Source organism: Ochrobactrum sp. PL_is483, assembly GCF_055816855.1.
In genome coordinates, this window is the sequence record NZ_JBVPGS010000032.1 from 94,184 (window position 1) to 119,578 (window position 25,395).

Annotated in this window: 22 protein-coding genes; 9 read left to right on the forward strand and 13 right to left on the reverse strand. The window is 59.8% G+C overall.

The window, feature by feature from the left end; translation table 11 throughout:
- Window positions 1-2: 2 nt before the first annotated feature.
- On the forward strand, window positions 3-1,403 hold the full coding sequence (locus tag AC0TNJ_RS09045) for an NAD(P)(+) transhydrogenase (Re/Si-specific) subunit beta (RefSeq protein WP_473770894.1): 1,401 nt from the start codon (window positions 3-5) through the stop codon (window positions 1,401-1,403).
- Between the two features lie 162 nt (window positions 1,404-1,565).
- On the opposite strand, the gene AC0TNJ_RS09050 is transcribed toward AC0TNJ_RS09045, so the two are convergent.
- Window positions 1,566-2,882 (reverse strand): 1-deoxy-D-ribulose 5-phosphate reductoisomerase, encoded by a 1,317-nt coding sequence (locus tag AC0TNJ_RS09050; RefSeq protein WP_473770895.1) that lies wholly within the window; start codon window positions 2,880-2,882, stop codon window positions 1,566-1,568.
- 156 nt (window positions 2,883-3,038) lie between these two features.
- On the opposite strand from AC0TNJ_RS09050, the gene AC0TNJ_RS09055 reads away from it, so the two are divergent.
- Together AC0TNJ_RS09055 and AC0TNJ_RS09060 are read left to right on the forward strand one after the other, a co-directional pair.
- Window positions 3,039-3,710 carry an HAD family hydrolase gene (locus AC0TNJ_RS09055; RefSeq protein WP_122001411.1) on the forward strand — a complete coding sequence of 224 codons (672 nt, stop codon included), beginning with the start codon at window positions 3,039-3,041 and terminating at the stop codon, window positions 3,708-3,710.
- 51 nt (window positions 3,711-3,761) lie between these two features.
- Window positions 3,762-4,238: a MaoC family dehydratase gene (locus AC0TNJ_RS09060; protein ID WP_122001410.1), complete on the forward strand. Its 477-nt coding sequence runs from the start codon at window positions 3,762-3,764 to the stop codon at window positions 4,236-4,238.
- Here AC0TNJ_RS09060 and AC0TNJ_RS09065 read toward each other — a convergent pair.
- Window positions 4,235-5,431: an alpha/beta hydrolase gene (locus AC0TNJ_RS09065; protein WP_473770896.1), complete on the reverse strand. Its 1,197-nt coding sequence runs from the start codon at window positions 5,429-5,431 to the stop codon at window positions 4,235-4,237. The two genes, AC0TNJ_RS09060 and AC0TNJ_RS09065, sit on opposite strands and share 4 nt — an antisense overlap.
- 355 nt (window positions 5,432-5,786) lie before the next feature.
- Between AC0TNJ_RS09065 and rpsU the strand changes: the two genes are divergently transcribed.
- The 3 genes from rpsU to AC0TNJ_RS09080 all read left to right on the forward strand — a co-directional run bounded on the left by rpsU (window position 5,787) and on the right by AC0TNJ_RS09080 (window position 8,048).
- Window positions 5,787-6,014: a 30S ribosomal protein S21 gene (gene rpsU / locus AC0TNJ_RS09070; protein WP_007008828.1), complete on the forward strand. Its 228-nt coding sequence runs from the start codon at window positions 5,787-5,789 to the stop codon at window positions 6,012-6,014.
- A gap of 440 nt (window positions 6,015-6,454) precedes the next feature.
- Window positions 6,455-7,345: a tetratricopeptide repeat protein gene (locus AC0TNJ_RS09075; protein WP_473770897.1), complete on the forward strand. Its 891-nt coding sequence runs from the start codon at window positions 6,455-6,457 to the stop codon at window positions 7,343-7,345.
- 295 nt (window positions 7,346-7,640) lie between these two features.
- Window positions 7,641-8,048 carry a VOC family protein gene (locus AC0TNJ_RS09080; protein ID WP_473769761.1) on the forward strand — a complete coding sequence of 136 codons (408 nt, stop codon included), beginning with the start codon at window positions 7,641-7,643 and terminating at the stop codon, window positions 8,046-8,048.
- A 10-nt stretch (window positions 8,049-8,058) separates the two neighbouring features.
- Here AC0TNJ_RS09080 and AC0TNJ_RS09085 read toward each other — a convergent pair whose 3' ends face one another.
- From AC0TNJ_RS09085 to AC0TNJ_RS09125, 9 genes are all read right to left on the reverse strand, one after another.
- Window positions 8,059-8,724: a methionine ABC transporter permease gene (locus tag AC0TNJ_RS09085; RefSeq protein ID WP_122001407.1), complete on the reverse strand. Its 666-nt coding sequence runs from the start codon at window positions 8,722-8,724 to the stop codon at window positions 8,059-8,061.
- Complete coding sequence (locus AC0TNJ_RS09090; RefSeq protein ID WP_473770898.1) at window positions 8,705-9,763, reverse strand: methionine ABC transporter ATP-binding protein; 1,059 nt, start codon at window positions 9,761-9,763, stop codon at window positions 8,705-8,707. Before AC0TNJ_RS09090 ends, AC0TNJ_RS09085 begins: the two co-directional genes overlap by 20 nt.
- A 195-nt stretch (window positions 9,764-9,958) precedes the next feature.
- Entirely contained in the window at window positions 9,959-10,795 is an 837-nt protein-coding gene (locus tag AC0TNJ_RS09095; protein WP_473769758.1) for a MetQ/NlpA family ABC transporter substrate-binding protein, read from the reverse strand.
- A 212-nt stretch (window positions 10,796-11,007) separates the two neighbouring features.
- On the reverse strand, window positions 11,008-12,606 hold the full coding sequence (locus tag AC0TNJ_RS09100; RefSeq protein WP_473770899.1) for a GMC family oxidoreductase: 1,599 nt from the start codon (window positions 12,604-12,606) through the stop codon (window positions 11,008-11,010).
- A gap of 53 nt (window positions 12,607-12,659) precedes the next feature.
- Window positions 12,660-13,643, reverse strand: coding sequence for a branched-chain amino acid ABC transporter permease (locus tag AC0TNJ_RS09105; protein WP_473770900.1), 984 nt, complete (start codon window positions 13,641-13,643; stop codon window positions 12,660-12,662).
- Window position 13,644: 1 nt separating this feature from the next.
- Window positions 13,645-14,532, reverse strand: coding sequence for a branched-chain amino acid ABC transporter permease (locus tag AC0TNJ_RS09110; RefSeq protein WP_006467529.1), 888 nt, complete (start codon window positions 14,530-14,532; stop codon window positions 13,645-13,647).
- Window positions 14,533-15,252 carry an ABC transporter ATP-binding protein gene (locus AC0TNJ_RS09115; protein WP_473770901.1) on the reverse strand — a complete coding sequence of 240 codons (720 nt, stop codon included), beginning with the start codon at window positions 15,250-15,252 and terminating at the stop codon, window positions 14,533-14,535. It abuts the gene before it with no gap.
- Window positions 15,245-16,063, reverse strand: coding sequence for an ABC transporter ATP-binding protein (locus AC0TNJ_RS09120; protein WP_473770902.1), 819 nt, complete (start codon window positions 16,061-16,063; stop codon window positions 15,245-15,247). Before AC0TNJ_RS09120 ends, AC0TNJ_RS09115 begins: the two co-directional genes overlap by 8 nt.
- A gap of 12 nt (window positions 16,064-16,075) precedes the next feature.
- Window positions 16,076-17,281, reverse strand: coding sequence for an ABC transporter substrate-binding protein (locus tag AC0TNJ_RS09125; protein WP_122001402.1), 1,206 nt, complete (start codon window positions 17,279-17,281; stop codon window positions 16,076-16,078).
- Between the two features lie 267 nt (window positions 17,282-17,548).
- Between AC0TNJ_RS09125 and AC0TNJ_RS09130 the strand changes: the two genes are divergently transcribed.
- Window positions 17,549-18,463 carry a LysR family transcriptional regulator gene (locus AC0TNJ_RS09130; RefSeq protein ID WP_473770903.1) on the forward strand — a complete coding sequence of 305 codons (915 nt, stop codon included), beginning with the start codon at window positions 17,549-17,551 and terminating at the stop codon, window positions 18,461-18,463.
- A gap of 205 nt (window positions 18,464-18,668) precedes the next feature.
- Here AC0TNJ_RS09130 and AC0TNJ_RS09135 read toward each other — a convergent pair whose 3' ends face one another.
- Window positions 18,669-19,109, reverse strand: coding sequence for an Lrp/AsnC family transcriptional regulator (locus AC0TNJ_RS09135; RefSeq protein ID WP_121981789.1), 441 nt, complete (start codon window positions 19,107-19,109; stop codon window positions 18,669-18,671).
- Window positions 19,110-19,260: 151 nt separating this feature from the next.
- On the opposite strand from AC0TNJ_RS09135, the gene AC0TNJ_RS09140 reads away from it, so the two are divergent.
- Both AC0TNJ_RS09140 and AC0TNJ_RS09145 read left to right on the forward strand, forming a co-directional pair.
- A complete protein-coding gene (locus tag AC0TNJ_RS09140) occupies window positions 19,261-22,311 on the forward strand; it encodes an aminotransferase class III-fold pyridoxal phosphate-dependent enzyme (RefSeq protein ID WP_473770904.1) in 3,051 nt (1,016 codons plus the stop codon).
- A gap of 103 nt (window positions 22,312-22,414) precedes the next feature.
- Complete coding sequence (locus AC0TNJ_RS09145) at window positions 22,415-23,434, forward strand: amino acid ABC transporter substrate-binding protein (RefSeq protein ID WP_122001400.1); 1,020 nt, start codon at window positions 22,415-22,417, stop codon at window positions 23,432-23,434.
- 49 nt (window positions 23,435-23,483) lie between these two features.
- On the opposite strand, the gene AC0TNJ_RS09150 is transcribed toward AC0TNJ_RS09145, so the two are convergent.
- A complete protein-coding gene (locus tag AC0TNJ_RS09150; RefSeq protein ID WP_473770905.1) occupies window positions 23,484-25,169 on the reverse strand; it encodes a thiamine pyrophosphate-binding protein in 1,686 nt (561 codons plus the stop codon).
- Window positions 25,170-25,395 lie beyond the last annotated feature (226 nt).

Genomic DNA, 25,395 nt, shown 5'->3' on the forward strand with positions numbered 1-25,395 from the left:
ACATGAGCGTTAATCTCGCAGCCTTCCTTTATCTCGTCTCCGGTGTGCTGTTCATTCTGGCGCTGCGCGGCCTGTCGCATCCGACGACCAGCCGTCAGGGCAATATGTACGGCATGATCGGCATGGGGATTTCCATCCTCACCACATTGTTGCTGGCGCGCCCGAGCTTTGGCGGTCTTGTGCTGATCGTCATTGGCATCGCCATTGGCGGCGGCATCGGTGCTGTCATCGCGCGCCGCATCGCCATGACGGCCATGCCGCAGCTTGTCGCCGCCTTCCACTCGCTGATCGGCCTTGCCGCCGTGCTGGTGGCCGCCGCCGCGCTCTACTCGCCGCATTCCTTCGGGATTGGCGAAGTGGGGCAGATCCACGGTCAGGCGCTTGTGGAAATGTCGCTGGGCGTGGCCATTGGCGCGATCACCTTCACCGGCTCGATCATTGCCTTCCTGAAACTCGACGGGCGCATGTCGGGCAAGCCGATCATGCTGCCGGGCCGCCATGTCATCAATGCGGCTCTGGCCGCCGCTATCGTGCTGCTGATCGTCGTTCTGACCAACACCGAAAGCCATTTCGTGTTCTGGCTGATCGTGCTTCTGGCGCTTGCCTTCGGCGTTCTCATCATCATCCCGATTGGCGGTGCGGATATGCCGGTGGTCGTTTCGATGCTCAACTCCTATTCGGGCTGGGCAGCGGCGGGCATCGGTTTTACGCTTGGCAATCTGGCGCTGATCATCACCGGCGCGCTGGTTGGTTCGTCGGGTGCAATCCTGTCTTACATCATGTGCAAGGGCATGAACCGCTCGTTCATCTCGGTCATTCTCGGCGGCTTTGGCGGCGATACGTCCGGCGGTCCGGCTGGCGAGGTCGAACAGCGTCCGGTCAAGCAGGGCTCTGCCGACGATGCGGCTTTCATCATGAAGAACGCTTCCAAGGTCATCATCGTGCCGGGCTATGGCATGGCGGTGGCGCAGGCCCAGCACGCGCTGCGGGAAATGGCCGACAAGCTGAAGGCGGAAGGCGTGGAAGTGAAATACGCCATCCACCCGGTCGCGGGCCGCATGCCGGGGCATATGAATGTGCTTCTGGCCGAGGCCAACGTGCCTTACGATGAAGTGTTCGAACTGGAAGACATCAATTCGGAATTCGCGCAGGCCGATGTGGCCTTCGTGATCGGCGCGAATGACGTCACCAATCCGGCGGCGAAGACCGATCCGAAGTCACCGATCTTCGGCATGCCGATCCTCGATGTCGACAAGGCGGGCACGGTCCTGTTCATCAAGCGCGGCATGGGCTCCGGTTATGCAGGCGTGGAAAACGAGCTGTTCTTCCGCGACAACACCATGATGCTCTTCGCCGATGCGAAGAAGATGGTGGAGAGCATTGTGAAGGCGCTCGATCATTGAGGGAGGGGAGTAGGGGAATAGGGGATTAGGGGAGTATGTTTTTGTTGCGGAAGCTCAGGCCGACCGTATCATCTCCCTTACTCCCTTACTCCCTTACTCCCTTACTCCCTTACTCCCTTACTCCCTTACTCCCTTAACATATTGCCCTACTGCCTTATTGCCTTACTGCCCTAACATCTTGTCCTGCAATGCACGCAGTTCGGCTATCTTCGAGCCGGGCTTCGGGGCCGCATTGGCATAGGTGATGAGTTCGCCCTTTTTGATCGGCGCGATCACCGTGCCGTTCTGCAGCAGGCCGCAGGGGATGGCTTTGGCCGCGCGGGCTTCCGGCGTCGTCATGATCCATGAGCGGTAGCAATATTGGCCGATGGCATCGAGCTGGTCGCCGGGCTGCAAGTCCTTCTTGGCAACCGCGCAGACTTCCGCCACCGGCTTCGGCAGCGGCACCATATCGGTCTTGCCGTGCAGCACGACGCGCGCCACCGTCAGCGGCACTTCCAGCGAGGTGAGGTGGAACGGCCGGTGGAAGGTGAAATAGGGCCCCTTGCCCATTTTCAGGTCTTCCAGACGCTCGACCAGGCGCGGATGTTCCATCTTGGCAATGACGAAGACGCCCGGCGATACGCCGCGCCCGATGGAATAATCCACCACGCCTGTCTTGTTGAGGACGCCGCCGTCTTCCTTCGGGATCAGCGTGCGGTTCAATTCGTCGATTGCTGCCTTCGGGCCGTGCATGCCTGCAACATCCGGCACAAGCCCGGTGGCGTTGGCGATGGCCGCCATTTCAACCATCGTCTTGGAACCGTCGACAAATTCCACCAGCAGGCGGACATTCATGTTCCGGCGGTCGGCTTCTTCCTGATAATCGTCGGGGATCGCATCGAAATTGAGCGGATTGTTCTTGCCCTTGCCGGCGGCCACAACCTTGTGCCCCATGGCGGAAACGAACTCGATCAGTTCCATGCAGGATGAAGGCTCGTCGCCTGCGCCCAGCGAATAGATCACGCCCTGCTTGTCGGCTTCGGCCTTGAGATAGGGACCGATGGTGACATCGGCTTCCACATTCATCATGACGAGGTGCTTGCCGTTCCGGATGGCTTTGATGCCGGTCTCGGCACCCACTTCCGGAATGCCTGTCGCATCGATGATGACGTCGAGCAGCGGATTGGAAAGAATGAGGTCGTTGTCGTCGGTGACGGCGATCTTGCCCGCTTCGATGGCGCGGGTCATTGCGGATTCGGTGGCGGCCTCTTGCGCGTTGTCCTCGTCGCCATAGGCGGTGCGGACAGCCTTGAAGGTGTTCGGCAGCCTGCGGGCGGAGAGTGCGCCGACTTCGATGCCCTGCATCCGCGCAACCTGGGTTACAATGTCGGTGCCCATTTCGCCAGCGCCGATAAGACCGATGCGGATCGGCTTGCCGGTTTCGGCCCGCGCCGCGAGATCACGCGCCAGTCCAACCAGTGCCACATTTATCGTCATGAAAATCTCCGCAAAATCTCAGAACCCAGCAAGCGAGGTAATTTTGTCACGCTTGTGTTGATATAGGTGCGTAATAGATGAACAGTCTCTATATCAACACCGAGGGACGCGCACCTCCAAACTGCGCGACAAAATAGGCATGTCACTGGAGCCAAAATGAGCAGCGTATCCCCCTTCGATCTCGTGATCTTCGATTGCGACGGTGTGCTTGTCGATAGCGAGCCGCTTTCCTGTCTGGCGTTCGAGCAGGTCTATGCCGACCACGGCATGAAGCTGCCGCAGGGCACGGTTGCCAAGGGCATCGGCATGAAGCAGGCCGATATCATGAAGATGATCGAGGATATGACCGGGCATCGCCTGCCGGAGGAGGCGACGAGCCAGTTCTGGCCCGCGACGAAAATCCTGTTTGCCGAAGGCTTGCAGCCGACCGTCGGCATTGCCGACTTCCTGCGCGAGTTGCCGCAGAAGCGCTGCGTGGCGTCCTCGTCACAACCCGAGCGCATTGCGTTCAGCCTGGAAAAGACCGGCATCAGCCACTATTTCGGCGATGCGGTCTATTCGTCCAGCATGGTCAAGCGCGGCAAGCCTGCGCCAGACCTGTTCCTGTTTGCAGCCGACAAAATGGGCGTCGATCCGGCGCGTTGCGTGGTGATCGAGGATTCGCCTTTTGGCGTTGAAGGAGCCATCGCTGCGGGCATGACGGCATTCGGTTATACGGGCGGCGGACACACCTATGAGGGCCATGCGGAAAAACTGGCGGGCAAGGGTGCGCATCAGGTTTTCTCGCATTGGAACGACATTGCCCGGGAAATTCTGGTTGCCGCCTGAGCTTTATTGGTTAAACACAAGGCAAATCACATCAGCAGGAATAGCCAGCGAATGAAAGACGCAATCACGCTCGACCAGTTGCGCGAGGCAATCGGCACGGAAATCGGATGTTCCGAGTGGCGCGAAGTCACACAGGAAATGATCAACCAGTTCGCGGATGCGACCGACGATCATCAGTTCATCCATGTCGATCCGGAACGCGCCGCCAAGGAAACGCCGTTTGGCGGCACCATCGCGCATGGTTTCCTGACGCTGTCGCTGCTCTCGACGCTGGCCTATGAAGCGCTGCCAATGCTGGAAGGCGCCACGATGGGCATCAATTATGGCTTCGACAAGTTACGCTTCATGTCGCCGGTCAAGACGGGTTCGCGCGTGCGCGCCCGCTTCAAGCTGGCGGATGCGGATATCCGTCCGTCCGGTCGCGTGGTCAATCACTATGATGTGACGCTGGAAATCGAAAACTCGCTGAAGCCCGCTCTGACCGCAACCTGGCTGACGATTGCTGTGGTAGCGCCGCCCGAAGGCTAAGCCGCTTCGCGATACGAAGCCGGAAGCCGTCCTTCTTCATCGAGAGGGGCGGCTTTTCCTTTGTGCTCGGTCATCAGCTCGCGGAACAAGAACGGGCCGTGCAGGAACATGCCGAAATCATAGAAATTCTTCTTTTCCGCCCCGCGCATGTAAAGCAGATGCATCAGGAAGAAATTGCCCTTGGAGCGCTTGTAGCGGTTTTCGCTGTGCACATGCTTGAAGCGAATGCGGTGGATGAGCGGCGGATTGTCGGTCTTCAGCTTCAGCACCTTTGCCGGGTCGGAGCCGTAGAAGTGGATGATGTCGGTCAGCACCTGGAACTCCGACCAGAGGACCGGGCTTTCCTCGATCACCACGCGCACATCTTCGCGCAGGGACTTTGCCCTGGGGTGCAACGCGATCATCATCAGGCATGACCCGATGGCAAGCAGCGAAACGGGCTGTCTCGTCAGAAGGTCGGGGCGCTCGCGCTGGAGATCGGCAAGCGCCTCCACGGCCGGCACCGTGCCGAGACTATGCGCGACAATGATGACCTCATCGGCCTGGCTTTCTTCGATTTTCCGTTTCAGGGCTTCGGTAAAGGCCTTGCGCCGCTGGCTGAGCTTTTCGTTGCGGCCATGGATACGGTCATAGGCCGCGGACCAGTCGTCGAGCAGATAGGACATGAAAAACCGGTCACCGGGCTTGCGCACCAGCAAGGTGGCAATAAAGGCGGCAAGCGGAACCGACCAGAAAAGATGCAAGGCCGAAAAGCCTGCCGCCATTGGTGCGAAGACGATAAGCGCTGCGACAGCCAGAATCGCCAGCGACAGCAGGAAGGGCCACAGGAAAAACAGGACAAAGCGCCAGCTCGTCCTCAGATAGCGCCACAGCGTGCCTGTGAAGAGAATGTTCAAGAATGCGTGAAAACCGGTCAGCATGCGCTTCGGTGTCGAGCGCGCGGCGTAATCGTCGAAAATATCCGCCGTGCCGAACTGGCAGAACTCGGTTTCCGTCTGCCAGCCATTGCCGGTGGTGATGGCGGTCAACGTGCCGCAATCGTCAGGCTCCTCCACCATGGGGGGCAGCCTGGTCCTGGCGTTCCACAAGCGGTCGAAATCCTTCATTGCCTGCGCATGGCGCACGCGGACGGCCTTGGGGTGCAGGCCTTCATAGCCTGTGAACTGGATAACGAGTCGTTTGCGGAGAGGCATATGGAGAATCGGATAAAATGAGAGGGGGCATTATCGGTTTTCTGGCAAAGTGCTATAGGTCGCCATTGAGGCCGATTTATGCGAGAAACCTGTGCCGCTTAGCCTATTCTCGCAGTCGCGGCCATAGTAAATCGTGCGCAAGCCGGTATTTCGCGCAAGCCGGTGGGCAAAGTTGCATCTTGAGGTGGACAGGCCGGGCTCTTTCTGGTAATAGCCACGACCAATTTGCAGCGTATCCGTTGCGAAGCTTGGGAGCCTTTGGGCGTTGATCGGCCGGTCAGACCGGCTGTAATCGTTAAAAGACCCCCTAACGGCCTCAGGCTTAACCGAAATTCTAACCGATACGGGAATACACGTGCAGGTACTCGTCCGCGATAATAATGTTGATCAGGCTCTCCGCGCTCTCAAGAAAAAGATGCAGCGCGAAGGTATCTTCCGCGAAATGAAGATGCGCGGCCACTATGAAAAGCCGTCCGAAAAGCGCGCTCGCGAAAAGGCGGAAGCCGTTCGTCGCGCCCGCAAGCTGGCCCGCAAGCGCGCTCAGCGTGAAGGCCTCGTCGGCGGCCGTCCAGGCGCTCGCTGATCGACTTTGAAATCAGGCGCTGTTGAGCAGCGCCTTTTCTGCTTTCCGGTGTCGGCTTTTGCCTGCGCCGGATTTTGCATGTTTTGACATCAGGTTTGTGGGTTCGTTTCCGGCGCTAAACGAGGGCTGGCATCACTCATTCCAGATGTATTTTATTTATTCTGTTTCCAATTTTAATACGGCGTTACGAAAAGTTTCTGGACTTATCATGCGTCATTATGTGTAAAAACAAATAATTAGGATATCCGCCTGTCCGGCGCGCTGTCCGAAGCTGGGCCACGCTCAAGACAATGCCGCCTTTTTGCTGTTTTTATCTGCTGGTTGAGGCCAGTATAGTACCGTAACAGGCAGAATAGCCCGGCAGGAGCAAGCCCCGAATGGGGCCGGCACGGGATGGAGAAGAAGCACAAGGGTTTTGCGCCCTATGCGAGCTGAAAGGAATGCAATCGTTGCCCACACGCTTGAAGATGATGCAATCATCCGGAACGAAGGTTTCGGGAATTGAGGCATTGGGTGGAACAGGCCGAAACGGCCTTCTCATTGCCGCCGCACTTCTGGCTTTGACCGTTGCGGGCTGCCAAAGCTCCACGACGACGGCGCTGAGCACGGTGGACAAGGCGCAAGGGTCGAGCGAGAATATCAGTTCGCTGACGAGCGTGATCCAGAGCAATCCGCGTGACCCGGAAGGCTATAATGTCCGCGGTTCCGCCTATGGCAAGGCCGGGCGCTACAAGGAAGCGGTGCGCGATTTCGCTCAGGCGATCGCACTCAATCCGAATTTCTATCAGGCCTATTCCAACCGCGCGCTGGTCTATCGCTATATGGGCGACAGCGCCAAAGCCGCGCAGGATTACAGCAAGGCGATCCAGCTCAACCCGCAATATGACGCCGCCTATATCGGGCGCGGCAATGTCTATCGACAGGCAGGAAGGCTCGATCAGGCGCTCAGCGACTTCAATCAGGCTATTGCCTTGCAGACGACGGATGGCCGCGCCTATCACAATCGCGGCCTGATCTATCAGGCGAAAGGCCAGCACAAGCAGGCCATCGAGGATTTCTCCAAGGCGATCTCTCTCAACTCCACGGCTCCCGAGCCTTATAATGGTCGCGGCATTTCCTATGTGGCGCTGGACGACTACGACAACGCCTTCGATGATTTCAATACGGCCATCACGCTCGACCAGAACGTGGCGGAAAGCTGGGCTAATCAGGCACTCGTCTACGAACACAATGGCGACAAGGCCAAGGCCGCGAGTTCCTATTCGCGTGCCGTGCAGCTAGATCCGAAATATCAGCCTGCGAAGGATGGGTTGGCACGAACGCGCGGATAACCTTCTAGAGCTTGTTCCAAAAGTCGCCTGTGTGACTGCAAATGGCAATTTATCTGCGTTCCGGTGCTCATGTAGGTCTCAAAGACGCATAGTCTTATCCGAAAAGTCTGCAACTTTTCGGGACTATGGTTAGACGTACGCTCCGCTCCGGTACTCGAAAATCACCATTTTCGCACACACATCCCGCCTTTTTGATTCATGCTCTCACATTACCACTATTGAATATTGATAACGGCGCTTTCCAAATTGGGAAGCGCCGCTTTTCTTTATAATTGGCCGCGATATATTGCATCTTATGTCGCTCTTCGATCACATCGGTTTCAAAGCCCGTAACGTCAATCGCAGCCTTTCTTTCTACGAAAGCTGCATGCCCGAACTTGGCCTTGAGGTCATTGCCCGTTCAGGCACTGGTTTCTTCATCAGTGGGGGAGAGCGGGCCCCGGTTCCGTTTCTCTGGATCCATGGCGGCACCGATGGGGCAGGCGATGGGGAGGACAAGCCGGGCGACCGCCTGCACCTGATGTTTACCGCCGGAAGCCGCGAGGCGGTCGAGGCTTTTCATCAGGCAGCCCTCAAGGCAGGAGGCAGGGATAGCGGCGGCCCTGCCTATCAGGGGCCGGAAGAAATGGGCTATTACGCGGCGCTTGTCTTCGACCCCGACGGAAACACGCTGGAAGCGGGTTTCCGTGAGAGGAAGCGATAAGCGGGATTGGTCAAGCGCGCAGGTTGCGCTTGTCGAGACGGCTCACCAGCCGGTCGCCGATCCACTGGATGCCGCAAACCATGATGATGAGGATGATCACGACCGCGATCATGATCTGCGTCTCAAAGCGCTGATAGCCGTAGCGAATGGCAAGGTCGCCAAGACCGCCTGCGCCGATGGCGCCAGCCATGGCCGATGCGCCGACAAGCGTGATGATGGTCACGGTGAAACCGGCGATGATGCCGGGCAGGGCTTCGGGGACCAGCACTTCGCGCACGATGGTCCAGCGGTTCGCGCCCATGGAGCGCGCGGCTTCGATCAGGCCGTGATCCACTTCACGCAGCGACACTTCCGCAATGCGCGCATAATAAGGGATCGCGGCAATCGACAGCGGCACGATGGAGGCCCATGTGCCGATGGACGTACCGACGATGAAGCGCGTGACGGGAATGAGCGCCACCAGTAGTATGATGAACGGAACCGAGCGGAAGCCGTTGATGATCGCGCCGAGGATCGTGTTGACGGTCAGGTTCTGGGCAAGGCCGCCGCGCTCGGTCAGGATCATGATGAGCGCGAGCGGCAGGCCGACGACGAGCGAAATCAGGCTCGAAAAGCCGGTCATGATGATCGTCTCCCAGAAGGAGCGCCAGAGAAGATCAAGCATCGCCTGAGACATAGCCGAGTACCTCCGTGGCGTCTGCATGGGTGTCGAGATAGGTGATGGCGGCGTCAAGCTTCGCCTGGTCGCTCGCGGGCAGGCCGATGAAGAGCGTGCCGACCGGCTCGCCCTGGATCGTGTCCATGCCGCCATGGATCAGCTGCGGTGCTATTTGGGTGGCGGCGGCGATGTTATTGAAGAACGCGCCTTTTGCCGCCGCGCCCGACAGCTTGACTTTCAGCACGGCGAGATTGCCGGAATTTTGCAACCGGTCGCGCCAGACGACGGGCAGTTCCGGCGTCAGCACCTGCAACATGCTTTGCGTCACAGGCGACTGCGGATTGGCGAAGACCTTCCAGACCGGGCCTTCCTCGGCAATCGTGCCGTGATCGAGCACGATCACGCGGTCGGCGATGCGGCGGATAACCTCCATCTCATGCGTGATGAGCAGGATGGTAAGGCCAAGCTTGGTGTTGATGTCTTTCAGCAGCGCCAGAATGGACTGCGTGGTTTCCGGGTCGAGCGCGGATGTCGCCTCGTCGGAAAGCAGCACAGCCGGTTCGGCGGCAAGCGCACGGGCAATGCCGACGCGCTGTTTCTGGCCGCCCGAAAGCTGGGCCGGATAATGCGTCGCCTTGTCGGAAAGGCCGACAAGTTCCAGAAGTTCCGCCACGCGCCTGGCGCGTTCGGCCTTCGGCTTGCCCGCGATCTTCAGCGGCAGGGCGATATTTTCGGCGACGGTTTTGGCGGAAAGCAGGTTGAAATGCTGGAACACCATGCCGATGCGGCGGCGCACCGGGCGCAGGGCGTCTTCGCCAAGGCCGGTGATTTCGCGGCCTTCGATCAAGATCGAACCGGCATCCGGCTTTTCAAGGCCGTTGACGCAGCGGATCAGCGTGGACTTGCCAGCGCCGCTGCGGCCGATGATGCCGAGGATTTCTCCGCGTGCGACGGAAAGCGAAACGCCGTTGATGGCTGCCGTTTCGCCGAACATTCGGCGCACGTCTTTCATCTCGACGATGGGCGCTGACGTGGCGGGTGGCGAATTAAGGGTCACGGTCGTTTCTTCTATGTCTGGACAGGCCGCTGCGAGCAGCGACGAGAGATATTCGATAAGGCTTCAAGGAAGGACGATGCCTGGCTCAAGCCATCAGCTTTTGCTGTGGCGATGCTTTAGGGCAATTGTTGTCCGCGCGTCAACAAAAGCCGCGCCGGAAACGGTTCCGGCGCGGTCTTTGTGCCGCTGTGTTGATTAGTTCCAGGCCGGGATGCCGGTGCCTTTGTAGGCGCGGTCGAGTTCGGCCTTCACGGCGTCGTTCTGGAACGAAGCCACGAGGTTCTTCACCCATTCGGCGTTTTCATCTTCGGTGCGGACCGCGATGAAGTTGTTGTATGGGTTGTTTTCCTTCGATTCCCAGCCGATGGCCTCTTCCTTCTTGAGACCAGCCTTCGCCGCCCAGTCGTTGTTCACGATGGCTGCATCGAGATCATCGATGGAACGGCCGACGACACCGGCGTCCAGTTCCTTGATCTCAAGCTTCTTCGGGTTTTCGACGATATCGATCGGGGTTGCCAGAATGCCTACATCCGGCTTCAGCTTGATGAGGCCCTTTTCTTCCAGAACGCGCAGCGCGCGGCCTTCGTTCGACGGATCGTTCGGCACGCCGACGACCGCGCCTTCCTTCAGTTCGTCAAGGCTCTTGTGCTTGCGCGAATAAATGCCGATCGGCCAGACGGCGGTATAACCGGCAACGGAAATCTTGTAGCCGTGCTGCTTGATCTGTTCATCGAGATAAGGCTTGTGCTGGAAGGCGTTGGCGTCGATTTCCTTGCGTTCCAGGGCTTCGTTGGGCTGGTTGTAATCGTTGAAGGTCACGCGCTCGATGTTGAGGCCGTGCTTCTTGCCTTCTTCGGCAACGACTTTCCAGACGTCTTCGTCTTCACCGCCCATGATGCCGACCTTGATGGTCTTGTCTTCCGCGTGGCTCGGCGCCGACGCGAAGCCGACGGTCAGGGCGGCAGCGGTGAACAGAAGGGCTTTCAGACCAGCGCGGCGGGTCAGCGTATAGCGGGAAAGGACTGACGACATTTTGTTTTCCTTGTTCAAAAACTTTTGGAGAGCCGGTCCCGGAAAGCGATCTTTTGAGATGATCTTTCTCCCCCTGCCCACCTTGTTGCCGATAATTCCCTTTTACCGGGCAAGAAACAAGGAAAATTATTTCAGAATTTGCCAAAGGCGCAACGTTGAAATTGCGTTCACAGACAAGTGAGCGGATTGCCATTTCCGCCCATCCGGCTGGCTTATCGGTTGTCAGCAATAATCATCTGTGCGGCCTTCTCGGCGATCATCAGAGTGGGCGAGTTGGTGTTGCCGGACGTGATGGTCGGCATGACCGAGGCGTCGGCAACGCGCAGGCCCGCAATACCGTTGAAGCGCAGGCGCGGATCGACGATTGCCTCGGCATCCTGCCCCATGCGGCAGGTGCCGACCGGGTGGAAGATGGTCGTGCCGATATCGCCCGCCGCCTTTTCAAGCTGTTCCTGCGTTTCGTAGGCAGGGCCGGGCTTGAACTCCTCCGGGCGATATTTCTGCAAAGGCGCTTGCGCCACGATATGGCGCGTGAGGCGGATTGCGTCGGCAGCGACGCGGCGGTCGCTTTCGGTGGCCAGATAATTCGGCCTGATCGCCGGTTGCATGCGGTGATCCGGCGATTTGATGTGGATCGAGCCGCGGCTGTCAGGACGCAGATTGCACACGCTGGCCGTAAAGGCGGGGAAGGGGTGCACGGCCTCGCCAAATTTTTCGAGGCTGAGCGGCTGCACGTGATATTGCAGATTGGCGGTTTCATAGGACGGGTCAGACCGGGTGAAGACGCCGAGCTGGCTTGGCGCCATCGACATGGGGCCAGAGCGGCGCAGCAGATATTCAAGCCCGATCATCGCCTTGCCGACAAGTTTGCTTGCCTTCTCGTTGAGTGTCGGGATGCCGCTGACCTTATAGGCACAGCGCAATTGCAGATGATCCTGAAGGTTTTCGCCGAGCTGCCTGCGTTCCAGTTTGAGCGGGATGCCCGCCTGCTGCAGCACGTCGCCGCGCCCGATGCCCGACAGTTCGAGAATTTGCGGCGAGCCGACCGCACCGGCAGCAAGGATCACTTCGCGCCTTGCCTTGATGGTGCGGGTCGCGCCGTTCTGGTCGAAGGTGACGCCGGTGGCGCGCAGGTCCTCGATCTCGATGCGGCGGACATGCGCGCCGGTTTCGACGGTCAGGTTCTTGCGATCCAGTGCCGGGCGCAGAAACGCCTTGGCCGTGTTCCAGCGTATGCCGCGCTTCTGGTTGACCTTGAAATAGGAGACACCTTCATTGTCGCCGCGATTGAAATCGTCGGTGGCGGGAATGCCTGCGGCGACGGCGGCATCGCGGAAGGCATCGAGGATATCCCAATGCAGGCGGGCGCTTTCGACACGCCATTCGCCGCCCGCGCCATGCAGCTCGCTCGCACCGGCAAAATAGTCTTCCGATTTCTTGAACAGCGGCAGCACGTCGTCCCAGCCCCAGCCGTCGCAACCGGCCTGACGCCACAGGTCGTAATCGCGGGCCTGGCCGCGCATATAGATCATGCCGTTGATGGAGGAGCAGCCGCCCAGCACCTTGCCGCGCGGATAGCCGAGCGAGCGGCCATTCAGTCCCGGTTCGGCTTCCGTGGTGAAGCACCAGTCGGTGCGCGGATTGCCGATGCAATAGAGATAGCCGACGGGGATGTGAATCCAGGCATAATTGTCCTTTCCGCCTGCCTCCAGCAGCAGCACGGAGCGGTTGTGGTCTGCGGAAAGCCGGTTCGCAAGCGCGCAACCTGCCGTGCCCGCGCCAACCACGATGTAATCGTAGGTGTCGGTCATGATCTCATATCCAGTCAATTGGCGGGGTTTTCAGCCACCCCGCAGGCCATGTTTTAACCGAAGAGTTTCTTTCCAATCCGCGATGCATAGAACTCCCCGACGATCCCTTTGCGGAACAGGAGAACGCAGGCCATGAAGATGACGCCGGTTACGATCGTGACGGGGAAGTCGGATGTTGCGAGATAGTTCTGCAAGGCGACGACGAAGGCGGCGCCGACGATGGGGCCGATCAGCGTGCCAATGCCGCCGAGCAGCGTCATCAGGATCACTTCGCCCGACATCTGCCAGCCAACATCGGTGAGCGTCGCGAACTGGAAGACAAGCGCCTTCAGGCCGCCTGCAAGACCGGCCAGCGCTGCCGACATGACGAAGGCTGCGAGCTTGTAGCGATTGACGGAATAGCCGAGCGAGATGGCGCGGTTTTCATTCTCGCGCACCGATTTCAGGATCATGCCGAAGGGCGAGTTGATGATGCGCCAGATGATGAAGACGCCGAGCACGAACACCGCCAGCACGAAATAATACATGTTCATCGGCTGGTTGAGGTCGATGAAGCCGAACAGATATCCGCGCGGCACGCCCTGCAATCCGTCCTCGCCATGGGTGAAGGAGGCTTGCAGGCAGAAGAAGAAGAACATCTGCGCCAGCGCCAGCGTGATCATGGTCGAATAGATGCCCTGACGGCGGATGGCGAGATAGCCGATGACGAGGCCAAGGGCTGCGGCGGCAAGGACGCCGAGCACGAGCCCAAGCTCCGGCGTGACGCCCCAGACCTTGACCGTGTGAGCGGTGATATAGGCCGCGCCACCGAAGAAGGCGGCATGGCCGAAGGACAGAATGCCGGTATAGCCCAGCAGAAGATTGAAGGCGGAGGCGAACAGCGCGAAGCACAGCATCTTCATCAGGAAGATGGGATAGACCATGAAGGGCGCGGCCAGCAGCCCGACAAGGGCAATGCCGAGGACGACGGCGGAGAGGCTGTTGACGGCAGGGGCCTTGCCGTGGGCGGCGGTGGCCTTGAGAGCGGTATCAGCCATATCAGGCCTCCTTCCCGAACAGTCCGGCGGGGCGCACCAGAAGAACGATAGCCATGATGACGAAGATGACGATGCTGGAGGCTTCCGGATAGAAGACCTTGGTGAGACCTTCCGCCAGCCCCAGCACATAGCCGGTGATGATGGCGCCGAGGATCGATCCCATGCCGCCGACCACCACCACGGCAAAGACCACGATGATGATGTTGGAGCCCATCAGCGGGCTGACCTGATAGATCGGCGCGGCCATGATGCCCGCAAGACCGGCAAGGGCGGCACCGAGCGCATAGGTGAAGGTGAGAAGCAGCGGCACATTGATGCCGAAGGCTTTCACCAGCGTCGGGTTTTCCGTCGCGGCGCGCAGATAGGCGCCAAGCTTGGTCTTTTCGATCAAGAGCCAGGTGCCAAGGCAGACGATGAGCGAGGCGACGACCACCCAGGCGCGATAGTTCGGCAGGAACATGAAGCCCAGATTATGCCCGCCCGCAAGCGACGGCGGCACCGCATAGGGCTGTCCGGCAGCGCCGTAATAATAGCGGAACGTGCCTTCGATCACGAGCGCAAGGCCGAAGGTGAAGAGCAGGCCATAGAGCGGATCGAGATTATAAAGCCGCGACAGCGCCACGCGCTCCACGATTGCACCGCCCAGCCCGACGATGAGCGGAGCGAGGATCAACGCTGGCCAATAGCCGATGCCGAGCCAGCTCAACAGCAGATAGCCGACAAAAGCGCCAAGCATATATTGCGCGCCATGGGCGAAGTTGATGATGCGCAGCAAGCCGAAGATGATGGCAAGGCCAAGGCTCAGCATGGCATAGAACGAGCCGTTGATGAGGCCGACCAGCAACTGCCCGAGAAGCGCCTGCAAAGGTATTCCAAAAATCATTGTCATTCAGACCCCCAATGCATGCGTAAGTTCTGCCATGCGGGCGGGCAGTTCGGCGGTCGGGAAATTTTCCGTCACCACGCCATGATCCATGAGGTAGAAGCGGTCGGCGACCTTGGCGGCAAAGCGGAAATTCTGCTCGACCAGAAGCACGGTCATGCCGCGCTTTTTCAGCTCCACCAGCACATCTCCGATGCGCTGCACGATGACGGGCGCAAGCCCTTCCGTCGGCTCATCAAGGAGCAGCACCTTGACCCCGGTGCGCAGGATGCGGGCAATGGCCAGCATCTGCTGCTCGCCGCCCGAAAGCTTGGTGCCGGGGCTGTTGCGGCGCTCATGCAGGTTGGGAAAGAGTTCGTAGATCTCATCGAGCGACATCGCGCCCTGACTGCCCTTGGCGACGACCGGCGGCAAAAGCAGGTTTTCATGCACGCTGAGCGTGGCGAAGATGCCGCGTTCCTCCGGCACGAAGCCGAGACCCGCATAGGCGATGCGGTGCAGCGGCACACGCATGATGTCCTTGCCGTCGAGCGTAATAGTGCCGGTGCGCTTGCGGATGATGCCCATGATGGCGCGCAGCGTTGTCGTCTTGCCGACGCCGTTGCGGCCCAGAAGCGTGATCGTCTCGCCCGGCCAGATGTCGAGGTCGACGCCGTGCAGGGCATGGCTTTCGCCATACCATGCATTGAGCCCGCGCACGGACAGGAGCGGTTGGCCTCTATTCATGTTCGGTTCCCATATAGGCGGTGCGCACGCGCTCGTCCTTCGAGACAGTGGCATAATTGCCGGAGGCGAGAATCTCGCCGCGCTGCAGCACCGTGACGTGGTGGGCAATGTCGGCCACCACCTTGAGGTTGTGTTCGACCATCAGGACCGCGCGGTCCTTCGCGACATCGGCGATGAGGGCGGCAATGGTGTGGACGTCTTCATGGCCCATGCCGGCCATCGGCTCATCCAGCAGCAGCACCTTGGGATCGAGCGCCAGCGTGGTGGCGATCTCAAGCGCGCGCTTGCGGCCATAGGACAGATCGGCGGCCAGCGCATGGCGGGCATCGGCAAGACCGACACGCTCCAGAAGCGCGATGGCCTGCGCATCGAGCCGGTGGAGTGCCGACAGCGACCGCCAGAACTGCGTGGCAAGCCCGTTGGGGCGCTGCAAGGCGACCTTGACGTTTTCCAGCACCGTCAGATGCGGAAAGGTGGCTGAAATCTGGAACGAGCGCACCAGCCCCATCCGTGCCACTTTGGCCGGATCGGTCTTCGTGATGGTTTCGCCCAGAAGCGTGATTTCACCGCTCGATGGCTGCAAGAACTTGGTCAGGAGGTTGAACACGGTCGTCTTGCCCGCACCATTCGGCCCGATCAGCGCATGCACGCGGGCATGTTCCACATCAAGATCGACATTCTTGACCGCGTGAAAGCCGCCAAATGACTTGCCCAGTCCGCGCGCCGAAAGAACCGTCCGGCTGTCGGATGAGCCGCCATCGTGCGGCCCTGCTTCATGCAGGGCCGTCATATTGCCAGTTGCTGCGTTCATTCAACCAGCCTCTTACTGCGTTACCAGCGGGCAGCCGCTTTCTTCCGGCTTCATGTAGGCCTGATCGCCGGGAATGGTGGCAAGCACCTTATAGTAATCCCAAGGCGCCTTGCTTTCATCAGGCTTTTTCACTTCCATCAGATACATGTCGTAGATCATGCGTCCGTTGGGGCCGACCTTGCCGTGGCGGGCGAAGACGTCTTCGACCGGCATTTCATGCAGCTTCTTGGCGACAGCTTCGGTTTCGTCGGTGCCTGCCTCCTTGATCGCCTTCAGATATTGAAGGACGGCAGAGTAGGTGCCTGCCTGAACCATGTTCGGCATGCGGCCCGTGCGCTCGAAGAAACGCTTGCCGAATGCACGCGATTCGTCGTCGCGGTCCCAGTAGAAGCCTTCCGTCAGCGTCAGCCCCTGGGCGGCTTCGAGGCCGAGCCCATGCACTTCGGCGAGCGTGAAGAGCAGGGCGGCGAGGCGCTGGCCACCGGCGACAATGCCGAATTCAGCCGCCTGCTTGATGGCATTCGATGTATCCAGACCGGCATTGGCGAGGCCCACGACCTTCGCGCCTGACGATTGCGCCTGCAACAGGAAGGATGAATAGTCGGTCGTGCTGAGCGGATGGCGCACGGAACCCAGAACCTTGCCGCCCTTGGATTCGACGAATTTGGTCGTCTGCTCTTCCAGCGAATAGCCGAAGGCATAGTCGGCGGTCAGGAAATACCAGGTGTCGCCGCCCTGTTCCACCAGCGAGCCGCCAGTGCCAACCGCCAGCGCATGGGTGTCGTAGGCCCAGTGGAAGCCATAGGGCGTGCACTGCTTGCCGGTGAGTTCGGATGTGGCGGCGCCGGTGTTGATCGTGATCTTCTTCTTGTCTTTCGACAGGGCCTGCACGGCGAGGCCAACCGACGAACTCGTCAGTTCCATGATGGCATCGACCTGTTCGGTGTCATACCACTGGCGCGCGATGTTCGACGCCACGTCGGGCTTGTTCTGATGGTCCGCCGTGATGATCTCGATCGGCGCATCGAGCACCTTGCCGCCGAAATCTTCGGCAGCCATCTTGGCAGCCTCGAACGACCATTTGCCGCCGAAATCGGCGTAGACGCCGGACTGGTCGTTCAGAATGCCGATCTTGACCTTGCCGTCGGAAACTTCCGCCGCCGACGAGATAGCCGTGGCGGCGAAAAGCGCTGCCGTTGCAAGTGCGAGACATTTCATGAAGTGCTCCTCCCAATAACACTTTGAGCCATTGCGGAAAAACCGCACGGCATCCTCTTCCTCCAAGCAGTCCTTTCAGACGGGAAAACGGCCTGTCCTCTTTACCGTTCGTCCCTTTGCTTGCGCCCGGCTTGTTCCTCCATCCGGCCCTGGATTGAAACGGTAGCATTGACAAATGCGTACACGAACAACAATTTTTGAACATTGTCTGTTCAAAAATGTACAGATGCAGCGGCGGAAGCCACCGCAATTGTTTGGGAGGGGTACATGCGGCAGTTCACATGGGACGATCTGCAATATTTTCTGGCGGTTGCGCGCACCGGCCAGCTCTCCACGGCGGCGCGTCAGCTGCGCACCAGCCATGTCACTGTGCTGCGGCGGATTGATCGGCTGGAACAGGCTCTTGCGACCAAGCTTTTCGAGCGCAATCCGCGCGGCTATCTGCTGACGCCCATCGGCGAGCGGCTGGTGACATCTGCTGAGGTCATGGAACGCGAGGCGATGAAGTTCCAGACGGAAGCCACGGGCAATCTGGCCGCACTCTCTGGCGTTGTGCGCCTTTCGACGCTGGAAGGTTTCGGCAATTTCTTTCTCGCCGACCGTCTGCCGGTGCTGGCGCAATCCTATCCGAGCCTGTTTGTGGAAGTGGTGACGATCCAGCAGATCATGTCGCTGTCACGCCGCGAGGCGGAACTGTCGATCACGCTGCACATGCCGCGCACCGGCCCCTATCACAGCGAGAAGCTGACGCCCTATCGTCTCTTCATCTATGGTCATCGCGATTATCTGGAACGGCATCCGCCGATCAGGACACGCGAGGATATGGCCCGGCATCCGTTCATCGGCTATATTGACGACATGGTTTTCACGCCCGGCCTCGATTACATGCGCGAGATCCTGCCGGGGCAACGTTGTACCTATCAGAGCTCAAGCATCCATGCGCAGCTGATCGCCACACAAATCGGTTATGGCCTGTGCGTGCTGCCTTATTTCATCGCCAGCCGGCACCCGGAACTGGTTCCGGTTCTGCCGCGCGAGATGCATCTGGTGCGTGAATACTGGACGAGCTGTCACGTCGACGTGGTCGCCGCACCGCGAATCCGGGTGTTGAGCGATTTCATGATCCGCGCGGTGCGCGAGTCGTCAGCAATCTTCCTTGGGGAGCCCTTGCTGCGGGCATGATATATGACCGATTGCCGTTCAGATCGTGCCGCCGCCAATGGCGACAATGCAGGTGACGACGAGTGCGGTAAAACCGAACCCGATAATGAACAGGTTAAGTGTTTTCATGACCCCTCCCTTTCAACCCAGGGGCGTTATGTTCGACTTGCGGTGGAATGTCTACCGCAAATTGCAACTATCCAGACTAAAGTGGTAGAGCTGCTCTTCAGCCGTTTTCACGCTCGATATCCCGGCGAAGAACGATTGCCGTAGTGAGATCCTCTACCGTCTCGTGGGTGGCCATCAGATCGCGCAGGCGATTGAGGCGGTCGATGGAAGGAACTTCAACCTCCACGATCAAATCGAGCTGGCCGCTGACCGAGGAAACCCGGCGCACTTCGGCATGCCGTGCCAGTTCATCAAGCAGGCCGAGGGCCGGGGTGCGCTTGAGGCTGACCAGGATCATGGCGCGGATGATGTTGCTGTCGATCTGGCCAATATCTGCGCGATAGCCGCGAATGACGCCGCTTTTCTCCAGATTGGCGACGCGCTCGCCGGTAGCGCTGCGCGAAAGCCCGATGCGGCCCGCCAGCGTCTTCAGCGGTATGCGCGCTTCCTTGGAGAGAATGGCCAGTATCTCGCGATCCTTCGCATCCAGTTCCCGCATGGTCGGTTCTTTCGTGCTGCCGTAAATGTGCCGGTCCATTCCGGCAAAGTGCCGGTCCGACCGACCACTTGTCTGATGCCTGAAATTTGTCGACGTGCCAAGCTTTCATCTTGAGACGTCCCATTTGCATTCAACCCGTGAAGCGCTTCCCATGACCGATCTTTCGCATCCCGCCCCCGATTTTTCTGCGCACGAGGCCGAAGTTCTGGCCCGGCTTCATTTCGGGGTGACGGTCAGTGCCTCGCCGCTGGACAGCGAGCGCGACCGTAATTTCCGCCTGAAAACGGGCAACGGGTCGGCGGACTGGATATTGAAGATCGTCAATGCCAGCGAGCCGCGGGTCGAAAGCGAATTCCAGACCGCGCTGCTGCAACATCTGGCCAAGGCCGATCCGGCGCTGGCCGTGCCGCGCCTGAAATCAAGCCTGTCGGGCGAGGTGTTGGCTTCTGTCGATAAGGATGGGGGCAAGCCGCATGCGCTGCGGGTGGCAAGCTGGCTTCCCGGCACGCCGCTGGCCGAGGTAAAGCGCACCAAAGCGCTTATGAGAAATCTTGGCGCTGCGCTGGGCGAGCTTGACCGTGCCCTGCAAGGCTTCATCCATCCCGGTGCGCTGCGCGATTTCGACTGGGACCTGCGTCATGCCGGCCGTGCCCGCAACCGGCTGCATTTTATCGACAAGGCGGAAGACCGCGCCGTTGTGGAGCGTTTCCTTGCCCGTTTCGAGCGCGATGTGGCGCCGAAACTGCCGCTTCTGCGCGCGCAGGTAATCCACAATGACGCCAATGACTGGAACGTGCTGGTCGACCCTCAGGATAATGAACGCATTGCCGGGCTGATCGATTTCGGCGATTCCGTCCATACGGTGCTGATCGCCGAGGTCGCGATTGCCTGTGCCTATTCCATCCTGGATATGGACGACCCGATTGGCGCAGCCGCAGCCCTTGCCGCCGGGTTCCATGCGAAATATCCGCTCCTGCCGCAGGAAATCGACCTTCTGTTCGACCTGATCGCGATGCGTCTTGTGACAAGCGTCACGCTGTCGGCTTCGCGCCGCGAAAAGACCGATGACAACCCTTATCTGGCGATCAGCGAAGCACCGGCCTGGCGGCTTCTGCACAAGCTGGACGCCATGAACCCGCGCTTTGCCACCGCGATCCTGCGGAAAGCCTGCGGTTTCGATGCGGTTGAGGGAGGCGGTGCGGTGCGCCGCTGGATCGCAGCGAACAGCAAGGCTTTCGCGCCTGTGGTGCGCCCGCATCCCGCCACGATGACCAAGGCGCTGGTGCCTTATGGCGATCCGGCTCATGTGATGACGGTCGATTCCGCCGGGCAGCGCCCGAAGGAGGCAACCGCCTGGTGGGACGATTTCTGCGCCCGCAACCATATCGAACTCGGCATCGGCCCGTGGGGCGAAAGGCGCACCGTTTATACCGACGAAGCGTTCCGTTCGCGTTTTGTCGAAGGCGAGCGGCGTGTCCATCATCTGGGGCTTGATCTGTTCATGCCCGCAGGCACGCCCGTCTACACGCCGCTTGCAGCCATTGTGAAAAGCGTCGAGATCGAGACCGCGCCGCTCGGCTATGGCGGGTTGATCGCGCTGGAACATCGGCCGGAAGGTTGCCCACCCTTCATTACACTCTGGGGGCATATGGCGCATGAAGCGATGTCACGGCTGAAACCCGGCCAGACGCTCGCCGCTGGCGAACTGGTCGGCTATATGGGCGACATGCACGAGAATGGCGGCTGGACGCCACATCTCCATTTCCAGATTTCGACCGATACGGGACTGACGGCGGCGGAAATTCTGGGCGTCGGCGAAAATGCCTATCTCGATGTCTGGGCCGATATTTTCCCGGATGCGGCAGCCCTTGCCGATATTCCGGCGGAAGCCTTCCACCAGAGCGGGCGCACCCGCGCCGAGATCGTCAGCGCCCGCAAGGATATATTGCTGCCGAACCTCTCCATTTCCTATTCCGAGCCGATCAAGTTTGTGCGCGGCGAGGGCGCATGGCTGATCGACAATCGGGGACGCGCCTATCTCGACTGCTTCAACAATGTCTGCCATCTCGGTCACGCCCATCCGCAAGTGGTGGAGGCAATTGCCAAGCAGGCGGCGATCCTCAACACCAATACGCGCTATCTGCATGACAATATCGTTTCCTATGCCGAGCGCCTGACGGCGACCTTGCCGGAAGGCTTGACGGTGGCCTCGTTTGCATGCTCGGGCAGCGAGGCGAACAGCCTGGCGCTGCGCATGGCGCGCGCGCATTCGGGCCAGCGCGATGCGCTGGTGCTGGACTGGGCCTATCATGGCACGACGCAGGAGCTGATCGATCTCAGCCCCTACAAATACAAGCGCAAGGGCGGCAAGGGACGCCCGGACCATGTGTTCGAGGCGACCATCCCCGACAGCTATCGTGCGCCGGAAGACTGGCCGCTTGCAGAGCATGGCAAGCGCTTTGCCGAAAGCATTGCCGAACAGATCGAGGCCATCAAAAGCCTTGGACGCGGCCCTGCTTATTTCATCGCCGAGTCGATCCCGAGCGTTGCCGGTCAGGTCTTCCTGCCGGAATTCTATCTGCAGGAAGTTTACAGGATGGTGCGGGCGGCTGGCGGCGTTTGCATTGCGGATGAGGTGCAGGTCGGCTTCGGCCGGGTCGGCAGCCATTGGTGGGCGTTTGAAATGCAGGATGTGGTGCCGGATATCGTCACCATGGGCAAGCCGATCGGCAATGGCCATCCCATGTCGGCAGTTGTCACGACCCGCGAAGTGGCCGACAGCTTCAACAATGGCATGGAATATTTCAACACATTCGGCGGCAATCCGGTTTCCTGCGCGGCGGGTCTGGCGGTGCTGGATGTGATCGAGCGCAACGATCTGCGCCGCAACGCGCTGGAGATCGGCAATTATCTCCTCGACGGTTTCCGTTCGATGCAGAAGCGCTTCGATATTATCGGCGATGTGCGCGGGCAGGGGCTGTTCCTCGGTATCGAACTGGTGACGGATCGCAATACCAAGGAACCGGCGACGGCGCTGGCGAAGAAAATCAATGATGGCGCGCGCGAACGCGGCATCCTGATGGGGACCGAAGGTCCGTTCGACAATGTGCTGAAAATGCGCCCGCCGATGATCTTCAGCCGCGCCAATGCGGATCATCTCTTAAGCGTTCTGGAGGATAGCTTCGCGGCTGCGCTGAAGTAGTTCGTCGTCGGATAACTGAACAAACAACAAGCCCGGCGGCATGGCGCCGGGCAACGGATCGGCTTTGTCGAAATTCTGGGCCGAAACTCTGGGAGGAGGAACAATGAAAAAGATAGTTTTGGGTTCGTTGCTGGCGGCTGGTTTTGCCTTGTCCGCTCAAACCGGAGCGCAGGCGGATACGCTTTCGACCGTGAAGGAACGCGGCAAGATCAATTGCGGCGTCAGCCAGGGCGTCGCGGGCTTTTCGTCGCCGGACGATCAGGGCAAATGGACCGGCTTCGACATCGACTTCTGTCGGGCGGTTTCGGCTGCGGTCTTCGGCGATCCCGACAAGGTGAGCTTCATTCCGCTTTCGACCAAGGAGCGTTTTACCGCACTGCAATCCGGCACGGTCGACCTGCTTTCGCGCCAGACCACCTGGACGCTCTCACGCGATGCGGGCATGGGCATTCTTTTTGTCGGCACGGCCTATTATGACGGTCAGGGTTTCATGATCCGCAAGGATCTGGGCGTCGACAGCGCCTTGAAGCTTGACGGCGCATCGGTCTGTACCGAACAGGGCACCACCACCGAACAGAACGCCGCCGATTATTTCAGCGCCAACAACATCAAATATGAGCCGGTGGTGATCGATTCCGCCGACGGTATTCTCAAGGCGTTCGAAACGGGTCGCTGCGATGTTTACACGACTGATGCTTCCGCGCTCTACGCGCAGCGCCTCAAGCTTGCCGAGCCGGACGCCTTTACCGTCTTGCCGGAAGTGATATCCAAGGAGCCGCTTGGACCTGCCGTCCGTCAGGGCGACGACAAATGGTTCAACATCGTCCGCTGGACCCTGTTTGCAATGCTTGAGGCAGAGGAACTGGGCGTTACGCAAGCCTCGGCTGAGGCGGACCTCAATTCCAAGAAGCCCGACGTGCGCCGTTTCCTTGGCTCGGAAGGCGATAGCGGCCAGCAGCTCGGCCTTGAGCCGAAATGGGCCTATAATGTCGTTTCCAAGATCGGTAATTACGGTGAAATGTTCGAGCGTACCGTCGGCAAGGACAGCCTGCTCAAGATCGACCGAGGCCTCAATGCGCTGTGGAACAAGGGCGGGCTGATGTACGCGCCGCCTGTAAAATAAAGCCGGACCAATGATGAAAGAGCCCCGGAAAACCGGGGCTCTTTTGTTTTTACTTCTGTTTGGCGAAACCCTGTTCGCGCATCTGGCTGAGGCTCATCTTCGGTGAAAGCGCCTCGGGATCGATGCGGATTTCGATGAGGCCCGGCTTGCCGGATTTTTCGCAAGCCTCGAAGGCTGGCGCGAAGTCAGCGGTCTTTTCGACCACTTCGCCATGCAGTCCATAGGCGCGGGCAAGTGCCGCGAAGTCGGGATTGGCAAGGCCGGTGCCCGAAACGCGGCCCGGATAGGTACGTTCCTGATGCATGCGGATCGTGCCGTACATGCCATTGTTGACGACGATGAAAATGGCATTGGCGCCATATTGCGCCGCCGTTGCCAGTTCCTGTCCGTTCATGAGGAAACAGCCGTCGCCCGCAAAGGCAACGACGGTACGTTCCGGTGCGGTGAGCTTGGCCGCGACCGCTGCAGGCACGCCATAGCCCATCGAGCCGTTGGTGGGCGCAAGCTGGCTGCGATAGGTGCGGTACTGGTAGAAGCGATGCGGCCAGGCGGAATAATTGCCCGCGCCATTGGTGATGATGGCATCGGCTGGCAGATGCGCGCGCAGCCATTCCATCACTTCGCCCATCTGTACATCGCCGGGAATGACCGGCGATTTGATATTGTCGCGGTAATCGGCATTGGCGCTGTCGGTCCATGCCTTCCAGCGCGGGCTGGCCACCGGCGCAAGCTTTGCCGCTGCCGCACAGAAGGCAGGCATCGAGGCATTGACCGGAACGTCCGCATGATAGACGCGGCCAAGTTCTTCGGCGCCCGGATGGATATGCACGAGCTTCTGCTGAGGTACTGGAATGGAGACCAGTTCGTAGCCCTGCGTCGTCATTTCGCCGAGGCGGGCGCCGATGACGATCAGCAGGTCGGCATCGCGCACGCGCTGTGCCAGCTTGGGGCTGATCGAGGTTCCCATTTCGCCCGCATAGAGCGGGTGGGTGTTGTCGAACATGTCCTGGCAACGGAAGGAAGCCGCGACCGGCAGATGCATGTTCTCGGCAAATTTCCGCAGATCGCTGACAGCTTGTGCATTCCAGCCGCCACCGCCGACGATGACCAGTGGGCGCTCGGCCTTTGCAAGCAGCGCCTGCATGTCCTGCAACTGTTCCGCGCCCGGATGCATCTGCACCTGCTTGTAAGCCGGTGCGTCGCTGACGGCGGCATGGGAGGTCAGCATGTCTTCCGGGAGCGCGATCACCACCGGGCCGGGACGCCCGTTGACGGCGCGATGGAAAGCCTGGCTGACGAGTTCCGGTATGCGGGCGGCATCGTCGATCTGCACGACCCATTTGGCCATCTGGCCGAACATGCGGCGATAGTCGATTTCCTGAAACGCCTCGCGCTCGACCTGATCGCTGGCAACCTGCCCGATGAAGAGCAGCATCGGCGTGGAATCCTGAAAGGCCGTGTGCACGCCAACCGAGGCATTGGTCGCGCCGGGGCCACGTGTGACGAAGCAGATGCCGGGCTTGCCGGTCAGCTTGCCATAGGCTTCCGCCATATAGGCCGCGCCGCCCTCCTGCCGGCACACGACCAGATCGATCGCGTCGCTGGCATCATGAAAGGCGTCAAGTGCCGCAAGATAGCTCTCGCCGGGCACGCAGAAGACCCGGTCAGTGCCATGGATGCGCAGCGCATCCACCAAAATCTGGCCTCCGGTACGGGCATTGGGTTTGCTCGTCATTCTATGCATTTCCTCAATCTTGGAGCCTGTTCCAAAAGTCGCCATGCCGGCGTGCTGCCTTTTGATTCAAGCTCTCACCAAACTGGCTTGGTTGGGACGGTTCTTTTGCCGCCCCTTTTTCCTCCCAGCCAACCGTGGCTGATATGAACATAGCCAGCGGTGCGAATACAGATTAAACATCATGACCAAACAGTATGAACTCATGATGCACCGGTATGGAGGAAAG

Coding starts and splice junctions, on each gene's coding strand:
- AC0TNJ_RS09130 (WP_473770903.1), top strand. CDS start 17,549: ATGCGGCAGTTCACATGGGACGATCTGCAATATTTTCTGGCGGTTGCG.
- AC0TNJ_RS09125 (WP_122001402.1), bottom strand. CDS start 17,281: ATGAAATGTCTCGCACTTGCAACGGCAGCGCTTTTCGCCGCCACGGCT.
- AC0TNJ_RS09065 (WP_473770896.1), bottom strand. CDS start 5,431: ATGCCTCTCCGCAAACGACTCGTTATCCAGTTCACAGGCTATGAAGGC.
- AC0TNJ_RS09100 (WP_473770899.1), bottom strand. CDS start 12,606: ATGACCGACACCTACGATTACATCGTGGTTGGCGCGGGCACGGCAGGT.
- AC0TNJ_RS09120 (WP_473770902.1), bottom strand. CDS start 16,063: ATGAACGCAGCAACTGGCAATATGACGGCCCTGCATGAAGCAGGGCCG.
- AC0TNJ_RS09145 (WP_122001400.1), top strand. CDS start 22,415: ATGAAAAAGATAGTTTTGGGTTCGTTGCTGGCGGCTGGTTTTGCCTTG.
- AC0TNJ_RS09140 (WP_473770904.1), top strand. CDS start 19,261: ATGACCGATCTTTCGCATCCCGCCCCCGATTTTTCTGCGCACGAGGCC.
- AC0TNJ_RS09080 (WP_473769761.1), top strand. CDS start 7,641: ATGTCGCTCTTCGATCACATCGGTTTCAAAGCCCGTAACGTCAATCGC.
- AC0TNJ_RS09055 (WP_122001411.1), top strand. CDS start 3,039: ATGAGCAGCGTATCCCCCTTCGATCTCGTGATCTTCGATTGCGACGGT.
- AC0TNJ_RS09085 (WP_122001407.1), bottom strand. CDS start 8,724: ATGTCTCAGGCGATGCTTGATCTTCTCTGGCGCTCCTTCTGGGAGACG.
- AC0TNJ_RS09110 (WP_006467529.1), bottom strand. CDS start 14,532: ATGACAATGATTTTTGGAATACCTTTGCAGGCGCTTCTCGGGCAGTTG.
- AC0TNJ_RS09150 (WP_473770905.1), bottom strand. CDS start 25,169: ATGACGAGCAAACCCAATGCCCGTACCGGAGGCCAGATTTTGGTGGAT.
- AC0TNJ_RS09045 (WP_473770894.1), top strand. CDS start 3: ATGAGCGTTAATCTCGCAGCCTTCCTTTATCTCGTCTCCGGTGTGCTG.
- AC0TNJ_RS09105 (WP_473770900.1), bottom strand. CDS start 13,643: ATGGCTGATACCGCTCTCAAGGCCACCGCCGCCCACGGCAAGGCCCCT.
- AC0TNJ_RS09115 (WP_473770901.1), bottom strand. CDS start 15,252: ATGAATAGAGGCCAACCGCTCCTGTCCGTGCGCGGGCTCAATGCATGG.
- AC0TNJ_RS09075 (WP_473770897.1), top strand. CDS start 6,455: ATGCAATCGTTGCCCACACGCTTGAAGATGATGCAATCATCCGGAACG.
- AC0TNJ_RS09050 (WP_473770895.1), bottom strand. CDS start 2,882: ATGACGATAAATGTGGCACTGGTTGGACTGGCGCGTGATCTCGCGGCG.
- AC0TNJ_RS09095 (WP_473769758.1), bottom strand. CDS start 10,795: ATGTCGTCAGTCCTTTCCCGCTATACGCTGACCCGCCGCGCTGGTCTG.
- AC0TNJ_RS09135 (WP_121981789.1), bottom strand. CDS start 19,109: ATGCGGGAACTGGATGCGAAGGATCGCGAGATACTGGCCATTCTCTCC.
- AC0TNJ_RS09060 (WP_122001410.1), top strand. CDS start 3,762: ATGAAAGACGCAATCACGCTCGACCAGTTGCGCGAGGCAATCGGCACG.